This window comes from Agarivorans sp. JK6 (assembly GCF_045277145.1).
Classification (GTDB): domain Bacteria; phylum Pseudomonadota; class Gammaproteobacteria; order Enterobacterales; family Celerinatantimonadaceae; genus Agarivorans; species Agarivorans albus.
On sequence record NZ_CP113525.1, the window covers coordinates 2,786,336 to 2,811,888 of the forward strand.

Consider the following 25,553-nt stretch of genomic DNA (forward strand, 5'->3'; position numbering starts at 1 on the left):
AAAGGGTCGATAATATATCGAACGTAACAAGTAACCATTGTGCTCAATTCCTTTTAAATGTTGAGAGCCTAAGACTTAGCTAATATGACCTTGCAAACTTAGCTTCTTTTATTAGCTAATCAGATGATTAGCTCTCTAACTTCTAGGCCAATAAAACTGGGTAACTTAATTGTGAAGCGCTAAAACGAATAAAAGCGGCCCAGCTTAGCTAAGCCGCCTTTATACGCTTACCTGTAAATTAACTCACCTTACAAGCGCACTACAGTATCGCAGCGCTTCTCAATCATGTAGGGATCGTGGCTTACCAATAACAGCGCACAACCTTGTTGTTTCGCCAAATCCACTAATAGGTCGGTAACCTCTTTTGCAATGATCGGATCTAAGCGAGAGGTGGGTTCATCGGCAAACAAAAATACCGGATCCAGTAACAAAGCGCGCAAAATTGCAAAACGCTGCAATTCTCCCCCTGACACCTCGGTGCTTCTGCGCGCGAGAAGCTCTGGCGCCAAGTTGAGTTTGTTCATTAAATCCGGCACACGCTGGCGCTCTACCTTATGCAGCTTGAGTAAGTCTTCCAACAATACTTCAAGTGAAACACTAGAGGTAATTGCCGCAGGTGGATCTTGGTAAAGCTTCAACCATTGGTAAGGTTTAGCGTCGTTTTTTAACTTGTTTACCTGGCCATCAACCGGCTTAAGTAAACCAAGTAAAGTATCGCCTAAGGTGCTTTTGCCACAGCCACTATCACCTACCACCCCCACCACTTCGCCAGTGTGAATAGTGAAGTCGATGTTCTTCGACAGCGCTGTACCATTGCGACCTATCGCTAAACTTTTAGTTTCGAGCACTGGGGTTTTAGCAATTTGGCTTTTCTCACGCTGTTGCCAATGTCGTGGATCCGCGGCAATCAGCAACTGGGTATAAGCATGTTGAGGATTTTCCAAAACTTGCTCAGCACTACCCCGTTCAACCACTTCCCCCTCTTTCATCACAATAATCTCACCGCCAATCTGGCGTGCAACTTCTATGTCATGAGTAATGGTTAGCAAACCACCACCCTTGGCACTGTTGATAAGCAATTGAATGATGTCGTCTCTACGGCTTACATCAAGCCCCTTAGTTGGCTCATCGGCTAGCACCAGTTTTGCTCCACCAGCTGTTGCCGCTGATACCGCTAAACGCTGCGCCATGCCACCGGATAGTTGCCCTGGGCGTTTTAAAGCACTGCTTTTCAAACCCACTCGGTCTAGATCTTCTATCGCGCGATTGAATGCAGTTTCTTCGTCGAGATTGTGTAAACACTCGTAAACTTCAGACACTTGTTGATAAGCAGGCATTAACGGGTCAAGCGCGCGCCAAGGCTCTTGAGGTAGCATTATTACCTGTTTGCCCCAAAGACTGGTGAGTGACTTTTGCTCATGAGCTTTACCAAACACTTCTACCTTACCTTGTTGCGATAATTCGCTAGGTAACAAACCCACAATGGCTTGAGCTAACAAGCTTTTACCCGAGCCGGTTTGGCCAAGAATAGTTAAAGGTTTGTCTTGGTATAACTGAAGCGATAAGGGTTGAAGCAACTCAAGCTCTTTGGCATTAATCGAAAGATCAGTCAGCTGAATTAAGAGATTCACGGCTCGCTCCTGCTAATAAATGAAAACCTAATACCAATAGAGCAACCACGAGTAAGGGTTGAGCGAGTACCCAAGGTGCTTCAATATAAAACGGAAATAGCTCTACACTCATTAAGCCCAGTTCAGCCAATGGTGGTTGAATACCAACTGCAATAAAGCCCAGTGAAGCCATCATTAAAATGGCATTCGCAGCACCAAAGGCTGCCATGGTAAATACCGACGGAGCGACTGCTGGCCAAATGTGACGCTTAAACTGATACCATTTTCCAAAGCCCATCATGGCGGAAACTTGCCGCTCGGGGCTATCGACAATGGTTCGCGTAATTGCGCGGGTTACCCGATAGTACTCGACCCACTGCACCAATGAGATAGCAAGATACATCACTAAAAATGAACCCGGCGCCAGTGCAGAAAGTAATAACACCAACACCAAACCAGGTAGCGCGAGTAGTATATTCACCACCACATCTAGAGCTTGCTCAACTCGGCCTCCCGCCCAAGCAGAACAAACGCCAAGCGTTACACCTAATACAGAGGCACTAACAACACAAAGCACGCCTAAGCTAAATGACAAGCCGATAGCACTGGCTAAACGGGTCATCATATCTCGACCAAAGTGATCGGTACCCAGCCAATTGTTGGCACTTGGCAGTAATAAACGCTGTGCTAAGTTTTGCTCATCAATACTATGTGGAGATAGCCAAGCCACTAATAGCGAAAATGCCAGCAGCCCAAGCAGAATAATTAAGCCAAGCTTTTGATTTAAATTTAATTGCTTCATCATTTCTCTAGCTGACCTCTTGGATCAATCCAGTAACACAACACATCTATCAGGCTATTTAGCAATACAAACAATACCCCCATGGTAAGGGCACAGCCTTGAATAACCGGAATATCGCGGGCAAAAATAGCGTGGGCAAGCCCGTGGCCAACACCAGGCCAAGAGAAAAGAGACTCAATCATCACTATCCCCTCAATCACGCTCACCAGTTGAATACCAATAAAAGCAACAACGGGCACAGCCATATTTCTCACACCATGGCGAAAAAAGGTTTGATTCTCGGTTAAGCCTTTTACTCGGGAGAATAGATAAAAGGGTGAGCGAAGCACCCTGCCTACGCTATTGTGAACCACCCGATTGGATACCGCTGCTAAACTAATCGCTAAGGTTACACTTGGTAAAACAAGGTGTTGCCAAGTACCGTAACCAGCTACTGGGAACCATTGCCACTCAATGGCGAACAACAAAATTAGTATCAATCCCAATACAAATACTGGCATTGCCCGGGTAAAGGTGGAAAACCACACCACCAGCGAATTAATCACGCCGCCTTTTTTCTTCAATACCTCTTTAGCCGTTAAGGTACCTAAAGGCAGTGCAATCAATATCGATAAGGCTATGCCAACTCCTGCCAGCAGCAAGGAATGGCCAAGTTGATGCAAAACCATTTCACTAACCGGTAATCCACTTACCAGTGAATTACCTAAGTTAAGCTGCAGTAGGTCTAACAACCAACTAACGTAGCTACTCAACCAACCTTGGTCTAAGTTTAATTCTTGGCGAACAAGTTCTGCCGCTGCTGAATCAACGTTATCCTGCCCGTAGCGACTGGCCGCAATTCTATAAGCCATGTCTCCTGGTAGGCTACGCATCAATACAAAGGTCAGCGTACCCACTCCCCAAGCAACTAAAATAAGTTGGTATAAGCGCTTTTTAGCTAGATCCCACAACATCGTTTACGTTCCTACTGTTCGAAATACATCTGGTTGATGAAGTAATCACGCTCAAAGGGGTCGAACTTAAAGTTCTTCACTCGTGCATTAACCGACGTATGTTGGCTGTAGCTAGAAATAGGTAGCACAGGCGTATCCTGATAGATCTCTTGCGCCACCTCTTGGCTTAAGGCAAAAGATTGCTCAGCCTGGCTGGAATTTAGCAACTCAGCAATGGCAGTATCTACCTGAGGATTTACCCAGTTCATGGTTCCCCAGTCGCCACCACCGTTGGCAAAATCACTACTAATAATGGGTAAAGGGTCGGCACTAAAGCCAAAGTTGCGGGCAATAAGCGCCATTTCTAAAGAACCATCGGTATGGCCTGCTGGGATCATGCTTGAGTTAGTTACATCTACTTTTAGATCTACGCCAAGTTTGGCCCACTGCGCTTGAATGGCCGTTGCTACTGTAGCCAGTTCAGGACGGTCTGCGTATGTCATCATAGTAATTTTAAATGACTGACCATCGCGCTCTAACAATCCCGACGTACCTTTTTGCCAACCTAAATCGCTTAGTATTTGCTGCGCCTGTTCTAAGTTGTAAGGATTATTATCAACTCCTTCAATAAACCATTGCGACATAGAACTAGGCATAAGTTGTGCAGTTTCAGAACCTTCAGCACCCAGTACATTTTTGCTAATAGCGGCTCTATCTAAAGCCATACTCAAGGCTTGGCGAGCTTTAACATCACTCAGGAAGGGGTGACCAGCATTTAACTTCACGAACATAGTTCGTGGGATTAGATTGCTGTGAACAGCTAACTCAGTGCTTGATTCAAGTTGGCTAAGCATAGCTGGGTCTAGGGTAAACACTATGTCAGCTTCGCCAGATTTAGCCTGCAAAATCCGGCTTTCGGCTCGGTGACCTGTTAAGTAAGTTGCAAAGCTGATTTGAGCCTTTTCTCCCCAGTACTCATCAAATTTTCTCACGGTTAATTTGTGAGGCGGCGAAAAGCTTTCTATTTGGTATGGGCCACTGCCATATAGCTCTAGTACCGCACCATCTTCTTGGTAGGATTTTTCTGCCAAAATGGCATTTGAATAGTTGGTTAGCAGAGCCGCAAACGCCACGTACGGTTTAGCTAACTCGATACTAATTTCATTGCCGCTAAGTGCAGAAATGTTCACGACTTCCGCTTTGCTTAAAGTACCGTGCTTACTTTGAGCAACCTTAAGAGAATGAACAGCTACATTAGCGTCAAGCTTTGAACCATCGTGGAAGGTCACTCCATCTCGCAAAGTAAATTGCCAGTTCAGCCCATCTTCACTTACCTGCCACTGCGTTGCTAATCCTGCTGTAATAGCGCCACGTTCATCCACGTTTAACAGCGTCTCAATCACTTGCATACGGGTTAATATGTAGCCCTGTTTAGAGGGATCTAAACTGGTCATTTCCCAAGGACCACTAATAGATAAAGTATTGGCTTTGCTTGGCATTAAAGATTCAGATTTTTTGGAGTCTTTAAACATTACAGCGGTAACAACAACCGCTAGTGCGAGCACAACAAGCCAAACACCGCGCTTGAGTTTGTTCTTAGGTTTATAAGATATTTCAGTCATAAGGGTTCCTAACGTATTCCATTTAACGCTATAAAAAAGAGATTTTAAAAAGATACTCGGTAGAAAATTTAGAACCGCAGAGGCGGAGAACGCGTTCTTGGAAGTGCAGTAAAACAGGCCGTTTCTTCTAATGTACTAAAGCTAAGAGAGCACTTAGTAAGAGCGACTAAAGTGACTGAACTAGCTGGATAGCTGATTGCATTAAGTATCGCATCATAAATTTCACACTGGTGCTGTTCATGAATATGCTGCTCCACCTCCATCGCATGAACGAGCGAAAGGCTACTCAACCCCACAGGGATAATGAGCATCGCCAGTATTAGCAATTTATTAAATTGGAAGCGGCTGAAATAAAACACAGTAGCAACAGTGGGACACGAATAAATGTGATGTTATATCATTTCAATTGCAAATCACAGCCAAGATAGTAATTAACAAATAAAACGACATAGGGCCTAAGCACGCAACAAAGAAGTTTTCTAAAACAGAGCTCATGCCAAATGTAAGCAAGCCAAAAAAAATTGAACAAAACCAGCCGCTAAAGATTTCTTCGCGCAGTCAGTCACGCAAGCCTTTATTAAATTTCGTTTCAATAAAGTCAATTTAAAAGCAAATGAATAAAAACCAAATACAATAAGACATTGATTACAAAAATAAAAAATAAAAAACACTTTATAACCAACATCTGATTAAAAAATGACCTTTATTTAACTTCACATTTTTATAACACTGACCTAACCTTTACCTAGAAGCTGATTTGTGACGCAGTTAACAATATAACTAGTCATCGTTAATACCAAATCGTCTTCCGTAACTCTGTTAATAAGTCGACAGCCATTGCACTCATTACAGTAATAAAAACTTTTTTGTAAAAGGAATCACTATGAAAGTTTTAAGTTTAGCTTTAGCTCTTAGCTTTGCAGCAAGCTCTGTTCAAGCCATGGGCATTTATGTTTTTAACGATAATTTTGACTGTTCAAAGGTATTGAAAACCGAGCAGTCTCGCGGCCCTATAACCAAAGCGGTTATAGATGATTGCAAAATGAAGACGAAAAAGTAATTCCACAATCGTTAACTTCAGGTCTTTTAGAGCTGCATTTTCAGCTGAGAATGCAGCTAGTTTTTTAGAACGGAAAATACTTATCCTTCCTAAGATCCATCAGATAAGCATTTTGAATTAATGCAAATTGCAACAGGAAACAAGCACAATCAAGCTCCCGTTAAGCCAGTTGGCTATACACCTTTTCAAACTGCGGGATAATCGCTTCTGGGGAATAACGCTCGATAATGGTTTGCCTGGCCTGCTTAGCAAGTTGATACTGAAAATCAGCATTTTGTTGCCAGCGTTTAATAACTTTACACCACGGCTCCACTTCAAAGCTTTCTAGTATAAAACCATTTTGTTGGTGCTTGATGAGCTCACTCAACGCCCCAACGTTACTGGCGATAACCGGGATCCCTCTGCTCATGGCCTCTAAAGCCGCCAGCGGCAAGCCCTCATTTCGTGAAGGCATACACAGTAAATCCAATTCTTGCCAGCAACTATCCATGCTGTTTTGTTTTCCGCGTAGTCTTAGATTACTTAAGTTTTTGTAATCATCACTTGGCAATAAAGCCCCCTCACCAAACACCACAAAGTTGAGCTCAGGCATGGCCTTAGCCAATTGGTAAAAGCGATCAGGCCCCTTTACTTCTGTTAGCCGACCAACAAAGCCAATGGTTAAACGGCGCTTATATCGCCGAGACTTTAAGGTCGATACAAACGGAGGGACTTGCACGAAGTTGTTCACTATCTTGCTAGACGCTGCAACACGCTTGGCTATATCTCGACTAATGGCAATTCTGGCCTGCGACAAACACGCAGTGTAACGATCTAACCAGTCGTAGCAGGCTAAACGCCCTTGACTAATTTCACCTGCATGATAGCTAGAAACCAGCTTGATAGGTTTAATACAGCGTAACACGCGCCCAACTAAACTCGCTTTGTAACCATGGCTATGTACTAGCCTTGGGGAGAAGTTATTCACCGCATGCAACAAACTAGCTATCGCGCCATCGAGTATCAACCAAGGTACTTGAGCTTGCTCTAACTGACTGAGCATAGGATGAGGCTTGATATAAGCCTTCCAAAACACAACACATACAGCATGGCCTCGTTGATGAAGCGCTAAGGCCAAATTTAACACGTGGCTCTCTATACCGCCCACTGTTTGGCTGTCGATAAACAACCAAACAGAATGCGCTTGAGGGACAATCTCACCATGATGATATGCCTGCATCACATTGACCTCTTAAAACGAAAAGCTCGGTGAGGTAACACCTAACTCTGCCAAACTTAACTCTTGATGAACCCGAGTCACGTTGCCAGAAGATAGCTGCCAAACCTCGGCAACCAAAGTGCTGGCATGAGCAGGCAAAGTTATATCTAGTGCCATTTGAGATTGGCTAATTTGACCTCGCCATACACAAGAACTGTACTCTAGACTTTGCTGCTCCATGTCTTTCCATTGGGTGCAAATGTTTAAGTAAGCTCGTTCGTCTCCCAGCATTGGATAAGATACCAGCAACTCTATATCTTGCTGGTTACTAAAGATAAAGCTTTCTGCTACTTGAACCTCCTCTAAGCTGGTTGCAATAGGCGTTGGCTCAGGGCTTGGCTCGGGCACTGTTTCCACCGGTGTTGTTGGTTCTGGGCTTGGTTCAGTTTCTACCGTTTCAACAACTTCGGTTTGGCCACCTCCACCGCCGCCTCCACCACAGGCCACTAACAAGCTGCTGCTTAACACCAATAGCCCACTACTTAAGATACGGTTTACATTGATTAACTTGTTCATGGTCTTACTCCTGATCTTGATAAATAAGTTCGCTGCGGGCATTTTCCAACAAGTACCAGTCACTGGCTTGTTGGCCTTCGCTTTGGGCGTATTCAATAAAGTTGGGGTAGGCATCGCTTACTTTGATTCGCTCAAATGGATACTGCCAGTTGTAAGGTACAATGATTGCCCAAGGCAGGCCGTTGCCAGTTTGGTAGTAAGAATTAGCCGCTGGGTTGGATACATCATCCATGCTTCCCCACAAGGTATCGTCAGCTTGCGAGCTTGGGCTTTGATTTTTAGCGTGGATCTCTAAGCCACGGCCTGGCGAGTTTTCAAAATAGGGGTTACGCGCATGCTCGGTTGCGTAGATAAACGGATCAAACGGGGCGCTAGGTAAACTACTGGCCGCGACACCTTCAAGCATTGGTAACAATACTTTGAAGTGAAGTTGACCTTCGCCACGACAATCGCTTTGCGTTTTGTAAAAGTCACACTGGTTTAGATTATTAATATAATCGCGCACGTTACTGGCGATAATCGCGGTAATATCGCTAGTGCTTGCATCCAGTACCGGGCTATCCAATAACTGCCCGTTTATTTCATATCGAATGGCAGCAACATCCACCAACGATTTATCAATCCCTGGAATACGGATCGCAAAGCCATTATGAAAACTTGCGCCAACCGCTCTAACTTCACCTTGCAGCTCTATCCTTGCAACGTCGCCATCAGCAAAACTTAACACTTTAGTTTGCAGGTTAACCACTAGGTCGTTAAGGTCGTAGTCCCCTTCGGCAGGCCAGTTGTCTTCAAAGGCCACCGTGGCGTAGCCATCAGCACTTGGGTAATAACTAACCTGAGTGGCCGAGTCGCCCACGTAGATTTGCATGTCTTCAACTTCACCGTCTGGCGCGCCACCCGTGGCAGCGTTACCGCCTGCCGAGCTAATCCGAAAACGTGCCCAGCGGTCACCACTTTCGTAGCCCTCTGGCACACTCACTAGTAGTGATTGCACCCCACTTACAACAGCTTGGTCGGTTAGTACTTGCTCTTGTGAATCAAATACGCCGTTGCCGTTTAAATCGATCCAAGCACTTAAGTAGCCATTAGCTGAGCTGTCTACCTGCACCACAAAATCTAGGCCTACTTGTACGTCGGTCACAAAGGCGATGCCATCTTCATCGTCTAATAAACGAGAGCTGTCATCACTCTTCGGATACACATAAGCATCGGCTTCGCCGTCTACGTAGGTACCTAAGTGAATTCCACCTTCTACTAACTGGTGGCGCGCGCCATTATTGGCTAAAGAAGTACCAAAGCTATCTGGTGCGTCACCAAAATCGATATTGGCTTCATCTTCGGCAACAATCGGGGCGATAGCGCATCGTGCGCCATCGTTATTACCCGATGCAGGTCCTTGAGCGTAAAACTGAGCTTGTGGGTTACTTTCTGAAACATCAATTTTGAATACTGAGCCATCGCTGTTGCGGCTAATATATAGGTTGCCATCAACATCAAAATAAACCGCGCCAAAGGTGCCAGATTGACCAACATTTGCGAGGTTTTGGCTATTTCCGTTGCTAGCGTCAATGCTCCATAAGTTTCCGTTGTTATCAACACTGTAAAGCATGTTGTTATCGGGATGGAAGGCCATATCAAAAATGCGCAAGTTTAAGGCACTACCATCAATTACTCGCTGCATTTGTAGATAGTCACTATCAGTTTCATCTAGTGACACTCGGTATAAACCGCGCGATGAACCGCTGCGATAGAGGTAGTGTGCGTTATGGCTAACAGCCACATCGCCCACATAAAAACTCACGTTACTATCAATGCCATTCCAATCTAGGCTGAGTGGCTCAATTTGGTAGTCATCACCAATTCTTGCCAAGGTGCCATGCTGGTAACTCCAAGCATAAAGGTAATCGTCGTGGAGGTTAAAACCCAAAGCGTTGAGTTTTCCGGTAGTGCCCATATCATCGGCCAAGGTTTGGTAAAAGCCTGTGGCCAAATTAACACCGAACAGTTGCGCCACATTTTGCTGGACCAAAAAAGCTTGTGTAGGGCAACTTGAGAACGCAGCACCATAAGAGCTCAATGGCGAGCAAAGCATGGCGAAAGCGAGAGGTTTCCAAGGTTTCATATTCAATCCTATCGTTTACGTTGTGAGGCTAGTAATTGCTTATCAGCAAGAGCCAAGCCAGATTTGTAACGATATGATTTATATGAATTTAAGCTCTCACTCCCATTGAATAGAATGACACTTTTGCATCTTGCAAATCAGTTAGAATAGCTGAAGCACCAAAGCAATCTAACTCCTTAGCAACCAAACCGCGTTTTCAACATCTATTCCCTTGGCAAACCCTTCTGTTTCTTGTCTGCTAGCGAGCTTCTTTAAAGCATAAATGGATGCATATAAACGCTCTATTTCAGGCTCTGGTAACGCAAAAGGAGGACCGGAATATTGGCTTTGTTCGTAGTTGTAGGTAACCACTAGTTGCGGTGCATTGTTGGTGATAATTGGTAGCATTTGAGCGTAGCGCGTGCGAATGCCTTCGGGTAAGGCCACTAAAGCACCACGATCATAAATTGCGTCCACTTCACCTAATAACTCACTGTTTAGACTAAAGATATTAGCGACAAAAATATCTATATTTGCGCTCGTGTAATGTAGGCCGTCAGCTAAGCTCTCTACTTTTGGCTCTAAGTTTAACTCTGCAAAAAGCTGTTTTATGGCATGCTCACTAAGCTCTACGCCAACTACTTTCATCCCCTTGTCTAACAACCAGGCAATGTCTCGCGTTTTCCCACACAAAGGGACAAACACTCGCGCACCTGCTGCTAGTTTAAGTACGTTAAAGTACTCATATAAAAAGCGGTTCACCTCTCCTTCATGAAAACCGATTTCGTCTTTTTCCCATTTTTGATGCCAAAATTGTTCGTGCACGTTTACCCCCTAAAATCTGTCTAATCTGCAAAAAGCATTGTGCTAATCAAGCTTATCCACTAGTTTACAAGTTAAAGTCGACTTTAAGTCAAGAGTAAAAAAGATGGATATTGCAGAAGTAGTAAAGGCCTCGGGGCTTAGCGCTTCAACACTGCGCTACTATGAACAACAAGGCTTGATTAAATCTAATTCAAGAAAAGGATTGCGACGCCAGTTTAATAGCAAGGTAGTGGAACAGCTGGCCTTTATTAGCTTAGCCAGCCAAGCTGGATTTTCGCTGCTTGAAATAAAACCGATGCTCACATCAACTGGAGCGCAAGTAGACCGAGCCAAGCTAAATGCCAAAGCCGATGAATTAGACAAAACAATCAAAGCTCTCACTACTATGCGTGATGGCTTAAGACACAGTGCAAAATGCAAAGCAGCCAATCATTTCGAATGCCCCACCTTTCGCCGTTTACTTAACATCGCCAGTAAAAAATCGAGCAAATCTAATAACAAACTCAAACAAGCCTAAAGTAAAAAGCCCTGCTAAACAGGGCCTTATTGTATCTTGGTGAAAGCAAACCTAACTTGCTTCAGCTTCTTCCCATGATTGCTTTTTGCGATAAATAGTAGAAGGACTTACATCCAGCAATTCTGCAGCTTTAGGAATATTACCATCGCAATGGTCTATCGCATGTTCGATAGCTTCCTTCTCAGTAATCCACAGCGGTTGAATTTGATATTGGCTAGCGCCGTTTAAGCCAGTATCACTTTGTTCCTCAGTAACTACTTCTTCTGGGTGTCGACCATCTTTGCCAATCGCACCTTCTGGTACCAATTGGTTTATCGGAGGCGGCAACTGGCTAGCGAGCACTTCCTTGCCGTCGTGTAATACACAAATATTGCGAATAACGTTTTGCAACTGACGTACATTCCCCGGCCAATCATAATTACTCATTACCGTAGCGGTTAAACTTGAGAAGCGGCGAAACTGCTTACCCTCTTCCTTGGCGTAACGACGCAGAAACTTTTGTGCAATACCGGGAACATCTAACCCCCTTTCACGCAATGGTGGTAAATGAATTGGCACTACATACAAGCGATAATAAAGATCTTCTCTAAATCTGCCTGCTTGCACCTCTTCCCATGGATCGCGGTTGGTGGCACACAAAAACCTAACATCCACTTGTTCTTCTTGGCTGCCACCCACTTTTTGAAAACGGCCTGTTTGCACAAAGCGTAGTAGCTTCGTTTGTAGCTCCATATCCATTTCGCCTATTTCATCAAGAAATAAGGTTCCACCATGAGCTTGTGAAGCTGCACCTGCACGCATCGACGAGGCACCGGTAAATGCGCCTTTAACATGACCAAAAATCTCGCTCTCCATGAGATCTTTAGGAATAGCGCCACAGTTTATCGCCACAAACGGTTTGTCGGCACGGGTACCTTGCTTATGAATGGCTTCGGCACATACTTCCTTGCCGGTACCACTTTCACCGGTGATAAACACTGTGGCTTTACTTGGTGCCACCGCTTCGATCATGCGATATACATTTTGCATGGCTAGGCTGCTGCCAATAAAGCCGTGGAAGCTATCGCGCCCTGCATCCGCTTGGTAGTTCTCGACTAAAGATTTTAGCTTATGAAGGTTAAGTGCATTATTCACGGTCACCTTTAAACGGCTGGCATCAAAAGGTTTTTCGATAAAATCCACCACCCCCAAACGCATCGAGTCAACAGCAATATCTACCGAGCCATAGGCTGTAATAATAATTACCGAGGTGGGCAAGCTACGTTCTACCATCCACTCTAATACTTGCATCCCGCCCATATCTGGCAGATTTAAATCTAATAACATCACTTGCGGAGATTGCTTAGACAAGAACTCAATCGCGGCACCACCGGTGGCAACGCGCGCTAATTTTAAATTCTCTTTGCTTAAATAAGCCTGATAGGTGGCGGCAAGCGTTTCGCTGTCTTCGACCAACAATACGGAGGCTGTTAACTCACTTCCCATGGCTTCTCCTTAAGCGCACACTGTTTTTTCAAACTGTTTAATGGCGTTAATTGTTTGCTCTACGGCATTGTCTAACTGCGGCACAGTATTGGCTAATGCTTCTGCGTCCGATGCTTTACCGGCTATTTCAATCTCTAGTGCTAGTTGCCTCAAACGCTCGCCACCAAAAGTGGCTACATTGCCTTTTAGGGTATGAGCGGCTAATGCTACGTCGTCAAAAAGCTGCTCTTCAAAAGCTTGTTTTATGGTTATCCTCTGCTGCTCAGTTTCTTGATACAACAAAGAAAGCATCAACGGTAGTGCCTCTGTTCCGGCATCTTTTACCAACTGCTCGAGCACTTTTTTATCAACCAACACACTTAAGTCTTGTTCTGGCACCGCTGCTGTTTTTGTCTCTGAAACAACATGCAAGTTCGCCTTAGGTTTATCAGCATGAGCACTAACTGTTCCTTGCTCTGGTATCGTTGATATAAGTGGCTCACTGAGCTGCGAGCGAATTGGTGCTTCGCTATACCACTGAACCAGTTTAGCCCTTAACAAGGGGATGTCGATAGGCTTAGTGATAAAATCATTCATACCTGCAGAAAAACAGGCTTGTTTATCTTCGGCAAAGGCATTAGCGGTCATCGCCAAAATCGGGGTTTCTTGATTGGGCCCGCTGGCTGCTCGAATGGCACGAGTTGCAGCTAAGCCGTCCATTACGGGCATTGCCATATCCATAAGAATCACGTCGTATTCATTGTGCTCGCAAAGCTCAACAGCAATTTGACCATTTTCAGCACAACTTAACTCTTTTACAAAATCTTTGAGTACTTGGGTCACTACCGCACGGTTCATTGCGCTGTCTTCAACCAACAGTACCCTGGCATCTTCTATTACAGATTGCTCAGGCTCTGTTTGTTCCGCCATATCATCTAATTGAATAACAGGAGCATGGCGACCTCTAAAAGGCAGATTCACTGTAAAAGTAGTGCCGCGCCCTACCTCACTTTCTACACTCACCTCACCGCCCATCTTCTCAACTAATTGGCGGGTAATTGCTAAGCCTAATCCGGTACCGGAATAGCGCTTGGTAGCACCGCTATCCACTTGATAAAACTCTTCAAATAAGCGCTCTTTATCTTCTTTACTAATACCAATACCAGTGTCACTAACAGTAAGCTCGACACCATAAGGTTGAGTTGCTTTTAACCCTAGGCTCACTCCGCCCTTGGAGGTAAATTTAACCGCGTTCCCCATTAGGTTGAATACAATTTGCCTAAAGCGCAGTGGCTCACCAAAATACTCAGGCAGTATTTCATCCGCCACATCTAACTCAAACTTCAGAGCCTTTTGCTGAGCCGTGGTATTAAATAACTTAACAATGCTTTCTAAGGTATCGGTGGCCGAGAACCACTCGTTGTTAAACTCTAACTGACCAGCCTCAATTTTAGAGAAATCTAATACGTTGTTCACCAAGGCCATTAGTGTATGTCCGGCCTCATTTCCAGTATCCACAAAACCTTGTTGCTCCAAGCTCAAATCGGTTTCTTTAAGTATTTGATACATGTTGATAATGGCATTTAGCGGGGTGCGGATCTCGTGGCTCATGCTGGCTAAAAAACGACTTTTAGCTAAGCTTGCGGCTTCTGCATCATGCTTGGCTCGCTCTAGTGATTGCTCCACAGCTTTTTGTTCACTTAAATCAGTAAAGTGAGCCACATAATGAGTAATTTCGCCTTCTGGATTTTTAACTGACGAGATACTTAACCACTCTGGTAAACGCTCGCCATTTTTTCGAAGGTTAACAATTTCACCCGACCACACTCCATCTTGTTTTAAGTGTTGCCACATATTGTCGAAAAACGCTTTATCGTGCTCGCCAGAACTCAATATTGAAGGGGTTTGGCCTAAGGCTTCCTCAGCGCTATAACCCGTAATACGGGTAAAAGCTTGGTTAACCCGCACAATCTCGGCGTGTTGATTAGTAATAAAAATGGCTTCGTTAGCATCAAAGGCTTCGGCGGCTAATTGCAGCTCTTGTTCAGTGCGTTTTTTATCTGAGATATCACGCATAAACGCGGTAAACACAGTATCGTCACCCACTTCAACAGAACTAATCGTTAACTCCGAAAGAAACTCATGTCCTTCTTTATGCATAGCGGGTAACTCTAAGCGCTGACCTAATACTGGCGCTTCTCCGGTTTTTCTAAAGTGCTTAAGCCCTTGGCGGTGCGCTTCACGAAACGCTTCTGGTACCAGAAAGCTCGCAAGTTCTTCACCCACGATTTCATCTCGGCTATAACCAAAGATTCGCTCAGCACTTTGGCTAAATTCTAATACATGGCCGTGTCTATCGGTGGTAATAACGGCATCCATTGCAGAAGCGATGGTTGCCTTTAAAATTGATTGGTTTTGCTTAAGCTCTAAGGCTAGCTTCTCTTGCGTTTCAATGGCTTGCTTAAACTCGATATGGGACTTTTCCAGCGCAGCCGACATGGTGTTAAACGCGTTTGATACCTCGGATATCTCATCCTTGCCTTTCACTTTAAGTTGAATACCCGGTCCAACTTGAGTAATAGTTTTGGCGGCATCTCTTAAATCGCCCAACTGGCGAGTAAGGTAAGAGCCCAACAAAAACGAAAACAGCGCCACTAAAGCTATTTCCAATAAAGCAATACTCACCCCAAAAGAGCTCGCTTCAGAAATTAGGCCATGCAGGCCATGGTCATAAACGCCAATTTCTATGTTTCCGTATATTCGCCCACCAATCTCTACGACATTTTCGGTAACAAATACGCTGTGTTCATGGTCTCCTAAGTCGGGGTTATCTCTAGGGTTAGATAAGGGATCTACGCCTGCCTTTGATAACAAACGATCGTTTTGGTCTTTGATAATGACGTAGGCAATGTCTTTTTGTGCGGAGAATTCGCTGGTAAGGCTATCGAGGGTGGCTAAATCGGTAGTGATAATGGCGTTTTTAGTGGTAGAGGCAAACAGAGAGGACATCATCCTACTGTGCTGCTCAACTTGCAGTTCGTTAGAATCATACAGCCAGCCAATACTGCTATACACCAACACGCCTAACAGCACGGCTTCAATTAAAGCGACGCCCAGAACTGTTTTTGCCTTAAAGCTAAATGTCATCGCGTCGTTTCATCCTTGTTGCTAAGGTCTATTAGTGGTGGGTATCGCCTATCCCAAGCTCTCTCACATCATCCCACTCGGCGTCTTCGGCAGCAACAAAACCTTTCATATTTAAGGCTTTAAGTAAGCCTTGTTGCGCTTCATCTTGCCCCATACTAAGAAAAGCTTGCTGCACAGCGGCTAACACAGGCGCTTCCACATTGGGGTGAGCTGCGATGGCATGAGGAGTAAATCCCGGCGACTCCCATAATATGCGTAATTGATCTTTAACCGTGCTGCTTTGAAAAGTGCGCGGAATACCACCGCCAGCAGGGTATAAACCGGCAGCCACAGCTCGATAAACCGAGTCATGCGACCCAACATAAAACGGATTAAAATCAATTTCTTGTTGAGCTAAGTAACCTCTAAGCACCACACTAGCGGCAAACGCATTGGGTGCAGGAAAAGCCATTGATTGAGAATCCAAGTCACGCACATTATTGATAGTAGTATCAGATTCTTTACTTACCACAATAATACCACTAAGTTTTTTATCTTTTGATTTTGCGAAAGCTTGATAACCAGGTTGCTCTGAATAAACCTGATAATGATAAGGGTTCATATAGGCAAAGTCGTATTGCCCTTGAGCTAGGCGCTTTTCAAACTCAGCAATACTTGGTGCAGTTTTAAATTCTAAGAGATGACCACTACGCTGGCTAACGGCCTCCAAAAGTGGACTCCATTGCAGCGCCAAACGGGTAGCTGATTGCTGCGGCACAATGCCAAAGGTATAGGTTTTTGCCTCAGCCTTTGACATAAGAGCGGCAAAAATCACCAGCAATAAACATACTAACAACACCGTAACTTTTATTTGCATACGGCGTTTGGCCTTATATTGCTTGTTTTTTAGCTCAAACAATTCTTGTTGCTGTTTACTCAATGGAACGCGACTTCCTTTCGCCGTTTGTATTATGAAAAACATATCATATCCTTATTGAAAGTAGTTGAGAGTTAACGAGAATTCTTTGCAGATACCCCTTGAAACGAGGAAACATGTCGGTAATTCGTGAAGTTTCTCTCAATAACTCATTTTTTAAACTTGGATTAAAGCGATCGTTCATCACAACCCCGAGTAGGCGAATATCTTCAAGGCTAAGATCGTTAATGGCCGATTCAAAAGCAGGCCGAGAAGTAACACCTGCCATCATGGTGATAATGCTGGCGTCACACGCCGATAAAGCTCGAGCTGCATGAAGGTTGCCACTATTGGTTTGATTGATCGCCGAGGTATCAAACAACACCAGCTGATAACTCTCCTTCCACTGCTCTACCCACTGCTCGATAGCACCTGGTTCTCTTAGCTGCACTAAACTCACTTTGTCCATTGGCACTGGCAGATAATCTACGCCAGACTGTTGGTCTTTAATCACCCCAAGCACTTTGCCGCGATCCCAGCCTAAATCGAACACTGGCACATCAAAATGGCGGGGATGATGCAGGTTAAAATCCACCACCAGTACGCTTCGGCCAGCTCCGGCTGCACGCCTTGCAATGGCATCAACTAAAGTAGAAACGCCCTCTTCTGGCTGGCTAGCACTCACACCAATGCAAGAATGCTGTTTCACCGGTAAGCGTTGATACACTCGCTCTAGTTCTTGATAAGTTGACGGTAAGCTAATCATATAAAACTCCAGTAATCGGCTAATTTAGTGGTGCAAAGGCTTATAGAAAACCTAACAGCGCGCTAATAGTGACAATGCGGAACACATCTTCCATGCCTTGGCGGGCCTTATGCCAGCCGCTCTCTTCACGTGAAGGAATATACACAGTGTCGCCAGCGCGAATCACTGGCAACATGCCAAAGTCACCGGTTTTAGAGAACTCAAGTAAGTTGAAGGTGCGGGCTTGGTCTTTACAGCAAGACAAGTTAACTACGGTAATCTTTTCTGGGAAGCCATCGTTATCAACACCACCCGCTTCGGCTAACAAGTCTAATAGCGTCATGTCGTCATTAAAGCGGTAGCGACCAGGCTTGTTTACCGAGCCAAGTACGCGCACGGTGCGCTCTTTTTTCTCCGACAACCAGTTACGGTCTTTTTCTGGAATGTAGATAGAATCACCAGGTACTACGTTTGGCAGTAAGGACTCATCACCGGTTTCAAAGTACATCGCTAGATCTAACTTAGACACACGAGAGTGTTTGCCATTGCGATGACTAATTCGCACATTGCTAATGTCTGCTTGCTCCGCTGGGCCATCGGCCGCAGCCAAAATGTCTAGGAAGTGCATGCTAGGGTCAAAACGGTAGCGACCAGGTGCAACTACTTGACCAAATACGTAGATAGAATCTTCAGAGCGCTGACGCACCCATTGTGATTTGTTGTCGCTTGGGTCATCTGGCAATTGCGGCACCATAATAGTGGTACCCGCTACTATGCGTGGCATGCTGTTATTGCTAATTTCGCCATTTAGGTAAGCGTTTAAGTCAAAGTTAACCGAACGAGTATTACCGTTTGAATCGCTAAACAACACGGTAATTTTAGCCATATCGGCATTCGGTTTAGGGCCACCTGCATGAGCTAACAAATCCATAAGGTTCATCTCGTTCGCCCATTCAAAACGACCAGGACGATTAACTTCCCCCATAACCTTCACTGCGCGATTAGGCGATACTTTAGTCCACGACTTTTCATTTAAATCGGTTTTCTCTGGGATAAAAATCGCATCACCAGCGGCTATTTCTGGTAACTGAGAAATTCGGCCTTCGGTAAATGATTGCAAGTCAAAACGCTCTACCGAACCATTACTGCGAATCACACGAATTTGGCGAGTTTCGGCAAAACGGGTTGGGCCACCAGAGTTAGCTAGCACATCTAAAAAGCCAGCAGATTTATTACCTTCGTAAGCACCGGGCTTAAATACTTCGCCCATTACATACACGGTGTTGGCACCCGCTTTAATCTCTTCTTCTTGCTTAGGTACAAAAATAGTGGTGCCAGCGCTTAAACGGGGCATCATCTGGCTATCGCCAGTATCTAAATAGCGTTTTAAATTAAATAGTTGTGGGTCACCATTGATGATAACGCGGATCTGTTCAACACTGGCGTAGCGAGTCACACCACCTGCTCGCATTAGCATATCAACTAACGAGGCAGACTCTTTGAAGGAAAAGCTACCTGGGTTATATACTTCTCCAAAAACTTTTACTGCAGTGCGATCTTCAGCGGCATCGCCTTTATCGTTTAAGGCTTTTGGGTCAAAATCTACTGCTACATTACCAATTTTAGGTGAGGCAGGAACAAACAATACATCTAAAGACTCAAGCTCTGGCAGTACACTTAAATCGCCAGAATCTAAGTAGCGTTTATAGTTAAATACTTGTGTTTCATCTAAGCTCTCGCGGCGCAGTTGCATGCGGTCTAATTGCGCACCAGAACGTAAGCCACCTGCCGCTTGAATCGCCATTTGCACACCAGCACCTTGTGCCAGTACTACTTCGCCAGGTTGGCCCACAAAGCCCAGCACACTAATACGAATACGGCGCTCTTCTAACAATACTTTTAGGCCAGCAAGGTCACGGTAAGCTTTCGACAATTCGCGCTTAATCTTTTCTTGCATTTGCGCTTCGGTGAAGCCCGACACCATGATTGGGCCAACTTCTGGCAAAATTAAACGGCCGTTGCGCCCTACTTCAAAGTTCTTATCAAGCGAGGCTTCTCCAGGGAGAATAATTCTTACTACATCACCCGCTTGCACTTGTGGTTTAGCTGCATGCGCTTGAGCGCTAAATACAATACTTAATACAAAACCAAACAACATCCATGCTGCCACTATGTACTTACACAATTTAAAGAATTTCATGACAAGCTCCTTATTTAACACGCAAAGCGTGCTGAGCGAGGATGTTGCTGTCAGCATCAATAACACTGATGGTAACGCGGCGGTTAGAATGGCGAACAGCATCGCTGTTACCTTCTAAATAGGGTTGTGAGTCGGCTACGGCAGCCACTTCGATTAGCTGTTTGTTCATGCCTAGTTCGGTCATAAACTCGGCTACGGCCTGTGCGCGAGCTAAAGATAAACGCTGTTTGTAATTGTCATCGCCCTTGCTATCGCTATGCCCAGTGATAATTAGCGACACCTTACTGGCTGCGATAATTGGCGTTAGATTACGAAGCTGATCTTGGTAAGCAGGCGTAAGCTCGCTAGAGTCAAAAGCAAATTGATTATTGCTGTTTAATGCATCGCTAATGCTTACCATTAATTGTGAAGACTGAATATGTCCTAAGCGGTCGGTTTGGCAAGCACCACTCTCGGTTACGCGGTCCAAACGTTTTTCCAACATATTTAAAAAATGCTGCTGAATTTCAATATCGTTGGCGGCATCAAAAGTTAGCCCACCCTCTAGTTCGCGCAAAATGCGCTGTTGTTGCATACGTGCTTGTGTAACCGATGCAGGGAAACATAACTCTGCACCTTCAAGCACCAATAAATCTAACTGGTGTTTTACTAATACCGCCTCAAATTGCAGGCCATGTTCAGGGCCTAGCTCGCGAAGATCGGTAGTGCCTGTGTCACCATCCATCCAAGCCAAGATAGCGTGTTGATGCTCGGCAAAACCACCGCGTCCTTGTTCTGGCCAGGCGGTACAAGCTGTGGTCATGGTTAACAATACGGGGATGATAATGCTACGCATAATAGGCTCCTGAAGTTCAGCTTAAGCGGCGATTGAAGGTAAAGTATCAGTGGTATGATTTTGGCTAGGTAGCGTATCAATCATGGTAATGATGTGGTCTACACGAAGCATAACCAGCAAATCTCGAGGCTGTTGTTGAGCGCCAAGTAACACTAGTTGACCGCCTGCCGCATTAATGCGTTTAAACATAAATACCAAGGCGCCAATGCCAGATGCATCTAAAAACTCTACTTGGCTCATATTCACAATCACCAATTTGCTGGCTGCATCGGCGCAAATACCTTCGAAGGCTGCTTTATGCTCGGCGCAAGACTCAGCATCAAATGCGCCAACAATTGAAGCGGTAAGGTTTCCTTGGTTTGAAGTAGTTAGTTGCATTTTCATAATTCGCTCCACAATTCTTGATTTCAAGACTGATAAAGCGAGTTTGATGCCAAACTAAAAATACCCAATAAATACAAAAAGATAGAGATGAAAAATAGTGGTATGGAGGGTTTGAAAGCTAAGAAGTATTCTGATTTCGCAAATTGCAATTTGCAGGTGACAGCCAGCCTAATAGTTAAACGCCCAAGCACTTGGCTTGGGCGTTTAATGACATAAACAAGCTAGAGTTTAAATTGGCTAATCATAGTGCCTAACTCATGGTTAATTGCTGCAATGTTCTGAGTTTCACTGCGCTGGCTTTGCCCTTCACTGTTTAGCTTTTCAACCATATCGTGAATTTGATGCATGCTCCGGTTAATTTCTTGAATCACAATGTTCTGCTCGCTGGCAGAGGTAGAAACCTGGCTATTAAGCTCGTTAATTTGATGAATAAAATCACCCAACTTTTGCAAGCTGGTTGAGGTTTTATCCGCCTCTTCTACGGTATCTGAACAAGTATGTTCGGTGCTGCCTATCGACGATACCACCAAGCTGGCTTCTTGCTTAAGCTTGGCTAAGGCCTGCTCTATTTCGCTGGTGCTACTTTGAGTACGGCTTGCTAAGGCTCTCACCTCATCAGCCACTACCGCAAAGCCGCGCCCTTGATCCCCTGCCCTTGCCGCTTCAATAGAAGCATTTAGTGCAAGCAAGTTGGTTTGCTCAGCAATACTACCAATCACCTCAACAATGTTTTGAATACTCGAAGTTTCGTTATTCATGTTCTCTACATTGCTAGAGGTTTCATGAATTTCACTGGCTAAAGCTTCAATTTTTTGTTGGGTAGATTTAATAGTTTGGACCGAGTCTTCGCCACTTTGGTTTGCCTCGGTGGTGTATTTAGCTGCGGCTGAGGTATTGCCGGCCACTAATTCTGCGGTATTCGACAACTCTTCAATGGCTGCAACAATCTGCGTAGTCTCGTTGGTATGTTGTTGCAAAATGTCACTGCTACTTTTGCTGTGCTGATCTAAGGTATCTATGCCTGAAGATAGCTTAGAGCGGGCAGCGTTTATTTCTAACAACATGGTTTGCAATTGAGCAATAAAGCCGTTGATACCCTTGGCAATAATGCCAATGTCATCATCAGTTTTAACTTCTAAACGCTGAGTTAAATCGCCACTACCTTGGCCGAGCTCGGTTACTAAGTTGCGTAACTTAATAATCGGTTGATAAAGCTGATTTAACACAAACAGCAAAATAATCACCGACACCAATGTTGCGGCTGCAATAATGCTGGCCATTTTGTAGCTTGTGGCTTTAAGCGGCGCAAAAGCCGTTGCCTCGTCGACCGTAATCATTACGTACCACTCATCATCACCCAGTAGCTTCACTTGCTGGCTAACAAACAAGGTAGTTTGTCCACCCACCTCGGCGGTTTGTATTGCTTGCTCTTTGCCTATAAGGCTTTGGTAAACGCCGGCAAACACTTCAACATCGGCAATGTTGTCTTTCTGTTTTACTTGCTCATTGGTAGAGGCCAACACTAAGCCACTTTTGTCTATTACCAAGCCGGTAGCGCCTGCTATTTCACCTAACGAGCTCAACTGTTCTTGTAAGTGGTCAAAACGTAAATCGGCCATAATGATGCCATCTTTAATCGGATGCATTACCCCCATCATTGGCACACCATCACTACGAGTAAAAAACACATCGCTTAACGACAAGCCGCTATTACGTTTAGCAGCTTGGTACCAAGGACGTTTACGTGGGTCGTATTTGTCTAAGCGACCAACACCATTAGGAAACGACTCAGAAGCCCTAGAAACAAACGACGATCCATCATCAAAACCAATAATTACTTTATACACTCCACCTAAACGGGCGGTATATTCGGTCATGGCTACGTGGTTATCGCCAATATCCTTTTCCTGATAGAGCTTTGCTAACTGAGTTACTGCGTCGGTTGTACGCTGAAAAGAGGTTTCAATCTCTTGAGTTTTTTGATCAATCGTATGATGAATATCACGAAGTAAACTATCGGTTATTTGATCTTTGATCAGTGTGTATGAGAGGTAACTTGTTACAAGTAGAGATAAAACAAGCATAGATGTCATTGCCGACAACAAGCTTGATTTAAAGCCAAAGCGATTCATCCTTTTCACCTTTTGTAATATTTTATAACTTAATGTATTACAAATAAGTAAAGATTAATGTTAGGTACTTCAACAAAATTAAACTTCGCTTAGTCACTCACAAAAGGCTTCAAAAAACCACGTGTATGTCACTAAATTGCACTAGGTTAACTGAACGAAATAAGCACAAAGTACTGCTTTAATAGCACTACCAACTTAAGAGCCTTAAGGCACAAAAACACGAAAAACTAGGAAAGGAACGCCCAGCCGATAGATTGAGCGTAAAAGTTGTTTCAGTATCCTACAGCGCCTTTATCTAAGCGAAGTATTAGGGTCTGTTGATCTTTGATGTTGAAATTTTGTTCGAGATAAGCAGGCTTTAATCGCGGCGAGCACTTAGAAGCCTAGTGGGCTAAACAAGAAGTGCTTAACAAAGAGTAAAGTTCGCTTATCCGAACCCTTCGGGGAGCATGTCTTAGCCATCTATTCAGCGTTAGCGAGTGATTATTAAGCCCACTTAACTGCACACTCACGGCCTTGCCTAAATGGTTAATAAATTGCTGCAAAAACCATCAGCAAAGATCAACAGACCCCAGCTAAAGCTATGAAGATTTTTTAACAAATTGCGCTGTTACCATCATGTCGCCAGCGCCATCTACTTTGCAATCTAACTGGTGATCTTTGCCATTGGCCATGCGTTTAATCACCGCTTTAGTGCCAATCTTTAGCACCAAAGAACTGCCTTTTACTTTAAGATCTTTAGCCAAAGTAACTTTATCCCCTTCGGCCAACAACGTGCCATTGGCATCCTTAACAACCACCTTCTCTGCTTCTGCAACTTCATCGGGGTTCCATTCATAAGCACATTCTGGGCAGATAAGCTGGCTTTGGTCTTGATAAACATATTCAGATTGGCAATTGGGGCAAGCGGGAAATGACATCTCTTTAAACTTCTTAAATTTTACTTAGCAAACATGATACTGATCGTGCGCGCCAAGAGCGAGTAAGTACTACCAACTTTATCGGAACTTCATTGCGCAACAACACTAAAATATTGATTACTTTGTTAAATACATTGCCATTTAACCAAACTGCTATACCCTAGAGAAAACATTTCGTTTTGTCATTTATCACCGATACCTGGCTTAGCGCTCATTTATTTGTTGAGACAGCCTAATGACAAAATTACGCCTATCCTACCAAACGGTTGAGTTTGGAAAAACCGATATACACCTTTGCACCTTACGCAATAGACAAGAGTTTCACGACCCAGCAGGCATTGCCGAAAAGCTCGGTATAAGCTCTGCCTCTTGGCCAATATTTGGTGTAGTTTGGCCATCAAGCTTTGTGCTCGCCCACTACATGGCCGACTATGACACAGGTACCAAAAGAATATTAGAAGTAGGCTGCGGTATAGGGCTCAGCAGTTTATTGTTAAACAAACAACTTGCCGATATTACCGCCACCGATTATCACCCCGAGGTTGAAACCTTTCTCAACAGAAATACCAAACTAAATGGCGACAAAAGCATTAACTATGAAAGAGTTGGCTGGGCAGATGAACACGACACCCTAGGGCTGTTCGATGTGATAATTGGTAGCGATTTACTCTACGAGAATGAACATATAGACCAATTGGCTAACTTCATTAACGACCACTCAAAGCCTTCCAGCGAAGTAATTATTGTAGATCCAGGACGTGGCAGAAAAAGTAAGCTAAGCGCAAAAATGGTCGAATTTGGCTACACATCAAGCCATGCCAAACCCGTGCATACCGACTACATTGATGAAGTGTTTAAAGGGTATATTTTAACCTTTAAACGAGCGCAATAAGCAACAAACACATTATAAAAAACTCGACGAGCCCTTAGTACTCTTAAACAGTTAATTACTTGTTCGTGACTAAACTAGAGCTCTAATGCATTTTGCAGGCATGCCCCCAACAAGTGAATCTGGTTCAACGTTTTTTGTAACAACCGAGCCTGCTGCCACAACAGAACGAGCCCCAATAGTTACGCCTTGGCAAACAACAACATTTCCACCAATCCACACATCATCTTCCACCGTAATTGGCAAAGACTTAACCTCCCATGTCCTACGACGCTGATAGTCTAAGGGGTGAGTTGGAGTATAAAACTGCGAATTTGGGCCAATAAGTACATTGTTACCAATTTTAACAGGAGCGTTGTCTAGCATCGTAACCCCCATATTAATGTAGGTATTATCACCCACAGAAATGGTCTTGCCGTATTCACATAAAAAAGGCGGGCAAATAATACTGCCCTTACCTAGATGCGCTAATAGCTCAGCAACATAAGGTTTGGCAGCTTCAAACTGTCGTTGATTGATCTGTTGGAGTAACTCAAATGCTTTATTTCTAATTTGAGTAAGTTCAGGACTATCAGCATCATACTCCTTCCCTAAGCACATATTCTCAAACTCGCTCATTGCACTTCCAATAGCTATTACCGGTTGTCCATTGTAGCAAAATAGAAAAATGAAAAAGTGGGACAAGCCTCACCAATG

21 protein-coding genes are annotated in these 25,553 nt (G+C 44.3%); 3 read left to right on the forward strand and 18 right to left on the reverse strand.

Translation table 11 applies throughout. The features are described from left to right. Positions 1-248: 248 nt before the first annotated feature. Genes OV592_RS12960 through OV592_RS12975 form a run of 4 tightly spaced genes read right to left on the reverse strand, consistent with a single transcriptional unit; the run spans position 249 to position 4,966 of the window. The gene (locus tag OV592_RS12960; protein WP_406608861.1) at positions 249-1,631 is read right to left on the reverse strand and encodes an ABC transporter ATP-binding protein; all 1,383 of its coding nucleotides are present in this window, start codon (positions 1,629-1,631) and stop codon (positions 249-251) included. Beyond that, positions 1,606-2,415, reverse strand: coding sequence for an ABC transporter permease (locus OV592_RS12965; protein ID WP_406608862.1), 810 nt, complete (start codon positions 2,413-2,415; stop codon positions 1,606-1,608). The genes OV592_RS12960 and OV592_RS12965 overlap by 26 nt, the downstream gene beginning before the upstream one ends. Beyond that, positions 2,412-3,365: an ABC transporter permease gene (locus OV592_RS12970; RefSeq protein WP_016400548.1), complete on the reverse strand. Its 954-nt coding sequence runs from the start codon at positions 3,363-3,365 to the stop codon at positions 2,412-2,414. Before OV592_RS12970 ends, OV592_RS12965 begins: the two co-directional genes overlap by 4 nt. 11 nt (positions 3,366-3,376) lie before the next feature. Beyond that, the gene (locus tag OV592_RS12975; RefSeq protein ID WP_406608863.1) at positions 3,377-4,966 is read right to left on the reverse strand and encodes an ABC transporter substrate-binding protein; all 1,590 of its coding nucleotides are present in this window, start codon (positions 4,964-4,966) and stop codon (positions 3,377-3,379) included. Positions 4,967-5,849: 883 nt separating this feature from the next. On the opposite strand from OV592_RS12975, the gene OV592_RS12980 reads away from it, so the two are divergent. Continuing rightward, a complete protein-coding gene (locus OV592_RS12980) occupies positions 5,850-6,026 on the forward strand; it encodes a hypothetical protein (protein ID WP_016400551.1) in 177 nt (58 codons plus the stop codon). A 160-nt stretch (positions 6,027-6,186) separates the two neighbouring features. On the opposite strand, the gene OV592_RS12985 is transcribed toward OV592_RS12980, so the two are convergent. From OV592_RS12985 to tmpT, 4 genes are all read right to left on the reverse strand, one after another. Continuing rightward, the gene (locus OV592_RS12985; RefSeq protein WP_406608864.1) at positions 6,187-7,245 is read right to left on the reverse strand and encodes a glycosyltransferase family 4 protein; all 1,059 of its coding nucleotides are present in this window, start codon (positions 7,243-7,245) and stop codon (positions 6,187-6,189) included. A gap of 12 nt (positions 7,246-7,257) precedes the next feature. After that, on the reverse strand, positions 7,258-7,800 hold the full coding sequence (locus OV592_RS12990; RefSeq protein ID WP_406608865.1) for a hypothetical protein: 543 nt from the start codon (positions 7,798-7,800) through the stop codon (positions 7,258-7,260). Positions 7,801-7,804: 4 nt separating this feature from the next. Further along, on the reverse strand, positions 7,805-9,925 hold the full coding sequence (locus OV592_RS12995) for an LruC domain-containing protein (protein WP_406608866.1): 2,121 nt from the start codon (positions 9,923-9,925) through the stop codon (positions 7,805-7,807). A 168-nt stretch (positions 9,926-10,093) separates the two neighbouring features. Beyond that, positions 10,094-10,729, reverse strand: coding sequence for a thiopurine S-methyltransferase (gene tmpT, locus OV592_RS13000; protein WP_406608867.1), 636 nt, complete (start codon positions 10,727-10,729; stop codon positions 10,094-10,096). Positions 10,730-10,832: 103 nt separating this feature from the next. Between tmpT and OV592_RS13005 the strand changes: the two genes are divergently transcribed. Next, complete coding sequence (locus tag OV592_RS13005; RefSeq protein ID WP_406608868.1) at positions 10,833-11,246, forward strand: helix-turn-helix domain-containing protein; 414 nt, start codon at positions 10,833-10,835, stop codon at positions 11,244-11,246. A gap of 51 nt (positions 11,247-11,297) precedes the next feature. Here OV592_RS13005 and OV592_RS13010 read toward each other — a convergent pair whose 3' ends face one another. From OV592_RS13010 to OV592_RS13050, 9 genes are all read right to left on the reverse strand, one after another. Further along, positions 11,298-12,731, reverse strand: a complete 1,434-nt coding sequence (locus OV592_RS13010; RefSeq protein ID WP_152782278.1) for a sigma-54 dependent transcriptional regulator — start codon at positions 12,729-12,731, stop codon at positions 11,298-11,300. A gap of 9 nt (positions 12,732-12,740) precedes the next feature. Then, positions 12,741-15,857: a PAS domain S-box protein gene (locus OV592_RS13015; protein WP_406608869.1), complete on the reverse strand. Its 3,117-nt coding sequence runs from the start codon at positions 15,855-15,857 to the stop codon at positions 12,741-12,743. Between the two features lie 31 nt (positions 15,858-15,888). Further along, positions 15,889-16,818: a phosphate/phosphite/phosphonate ABC transporter substrate-binding protein gene (locus tag OV592_RS13020; RefSeq protein WP_406608870.1), complete on the reverse strand. Its 930-nt coding sequence runs from the start codon at positions 16,816-16,818 to the stop codon at positions 15,889-15,891. Position 16,819: 1 nt separating this feature from the next. Next, entirely contained in the window at positions 16,820-17,518 is a 699-nt protein-coding gene (locus OV592_RS13025) for a protein SypD (protein WP_016400561.1), read from the reverse strand. A 40-nt stretch (positions 17,519-17,558) separates the two neighbouring features. Next, entirely contained in the window at positions 17,559-19,697 is a 2,139-nt protein-coding gene (locus OV592_RS13030) for an SLBB domain-containing protein (protein ID WP_016400562.1), read from the reverse strand. A 10-nt stretch (positions 19,698-19,707) separates the two neighbouring features. Beyond that, on the reverse strand, positions 19,708-20,532 hold the full coding sequence (locus tag OV592_RS13035; protein ID WP_406608871.1) for an OmpA family protein: 825 nt from the start codon (positions 20,530-20,532) through the stop codon (positions 19,708-19,710). A 21-nt stretch (positions 20,533-20,553) separates the two neighbouring features. Beyond that, positions 20,554-20,916, reverse strand: coding sequence for an STAS domain-containing protein (locus OV592_RS13040; RefSeq protein ID WP_016400564.1), 363 nt, complete (start codon positions 20,914-20,916; stop codon positions 20,554-20,556). 221 nt (positions 20,917-21,137) lie between these two features. Next, complete coding sequence (locus tag OV592_RS13045; RefSeq protein WP_406608872.1) at positions 21,138-23,048, reverse strand: methyl-accepting chemotaxis protein; 1,911 nt, start codon at positions 23,046-23,048, stop codon at positions 21,138-21,140. A gap of 581 nt (positions 23,049-23,629) precedes the next feature. After that, positions 23,630-23,968 (reverse strand): zinc ribbon domain-containing protein YjdM, encoded by a 339-nt coding sequence (locus OV592_RS13050; protein WP_406608873.1) that lies wholly within the window; start codon positions 23,966-23,968, stop codon positions 23,630-23,632. A gap of 235 nt (positions 23,969-24,203) precedes the next feature. Between OV592_RS13050 and OV592_RS13055 the strand changes: the two genes are divergently transcribed. After that, entirely contained in the window at positions 24,204-24,860 is a 657-nt protein-coding gene (locus tag OV592_RS13055) for a methyltransferase domain-containing protein (RefSeq protein WP_338621572.1), read from the forward strand. Between the two features lie 69 nt (positions 24,861-24,929). Here OV592_RS13055 and OV592_RS13060 read toward each other — a convergent pair whose 3' ends face one another. Then, the gene (locus OV592_RS13060) at positions 24,930-25,475 is read right to left on the reverse strand and encodes a sugar O-acetyltransferase (RefSeq protein ID WP_406608874.1); all 546 of its coding nucleotides are present in this window, start codon (positions 25,473-25,475) and stop codon (positions 24,930-24,932) included. Between the last annotated feature and the right edge of the window lie 78 nt (positions 25,476-25,553).

Excerpts from the sequence above, each read along its gene's own strand:
- OV592_RS12965 (WP_406608862.1), bottom strand. The coding sequence starts at position 2,415 with ATGATGAAGCAATTAAATTTAAATCAAAAGCTTGGCTTAATTATTCTG.
- OV592_RS12970 (WP_016400548.1), bottom strand. The coding sequence starts at position 3,365 with ATGTTGTGGGATCTAGCTAAAAAGCGCTTATACCAACTTATTTTAGTT.
- OV592_RS12975 (WP_406608863.1), bottom strand. The coding sequence starts at position 4,966 with ATGACTGAAATATCTTATAAACCTAAGAACAAACTCAAGCGCGGTGTT.
- OV592_RS12980 (WP_016400551.1), top strand. The coding sequence starts at position 5,850 with ATGAAAGTTTTAAGTTTAGCTTTAGCTCTTAGCTTTGCAGCAAGCTCT.
- OV592_RS12985 (WP_406608864.1), bottom strand. The coding sequence starts at position 7,245 with ATGCAGGCATATCATCATGGTGAGATTGTCCCTCAAGCGCATTCTGTT.
- OV592_RS12990 (WP_406608865.1), bottom strand. The coding sequence starts at position 7,800 with ATGAACAAGTTAATCAATGTAAACCGTATCTTAAGTAGTGGGCTATTG.
- OV592_RS12995 (WP_406608866.1), bottom strand. The coding sequence starts at position 9,925 with ATGAAACCTTGGAAACCTCTCGCTTTCGCCATGCTTTGCTCGCCATTG.
- OV592_RS13005 (WP_406608868.1), top strand. The coding sequence starts at position 10,833 with ATGGATATTGCAGAAGTAGTAAAGGCCTCGGGGCTTAGCGCTTCAACA.
- OV592_RS13010 (WP_152782278.1), bottom strand. The coding sequence starts at position 12,731 with ATGGGAAGTGAGTTAACAGCCTCCGTATTGTTGGTCGAAGACAGCGAA.
- OV592_RS13015 (WP_406608869.1), bottom strand. The coding sequence starts at position 15,857 with ATGACATTTAGCTTTAAGGCAAAAACAGTTCTGGGCGTCGCTTTAATT.
- OV592_RS13020 (WP_406608870.1), bottom strand. The coding sequence starts at position 16,818 with ATGTTTTTCATAATACAAACGGCGAAAGGAAGTCGCGTTCCATTGAGT.
- OV592_RS13025 (WP_016400561.1), bottom strand. The coding sequence starts at position 17,518 with ATGATTAGCTTACCGTCAACTTATCAAGAACTAGAGCGAGTGTATCAA.
- OV592_RS13030 (WP_016400562.1), bottom strand. The coding sequence starts at position 19,697 with ATGAAATTCTTTAAATTGTGTAAGTACATAGTGGCAGCATGGATGTTG.
- OV592_RS13035 (WP_406608871.1), bottom strand. The coding sequence starts at position 20,532 with ATGCGTAGCATTATCATCCCCGTATTGTTAACCATGACCACAGCTTGT.
- OV592_RS13040 (WP_016400564.1), bottom strand. The coding sequence starts at position 20,916 with ATGAAAATGCAACTAACTACTTCAAACCAAGGAAACCTTACCGCTTCA.
- OV592_RS13045 (WP_406608872.1), bottom strand. The coding sequence starts at position 23,048 with ATGAATCGCTTTGGCTTTAAATCAAGCTTGTTGTCGGCAATGACATCT.
- OV592_RS13050 (WP_406608873.1), bottom strand. The coding sequence starts at position 23,968 with ATGTCATTTCCCGCTTGCCCCAATTGCCAATCTGAATATGTTTATCAA.
- OV592_RS13055 (WP_338621572.1), top strand. The coding sequence starts at position 24,204 with ATGACAAAATTACGCCTATCCTACCAAACGGTTGAGTTTGGAAAAACC.
- OV592_RS13060 (WP_406608874.1), bottom strand. The coding sequence starts at position 25,475 with ATGAGCGAGTTTGAGAATATGTGCTTAGGGAAGGAGTATGATGCTGAT.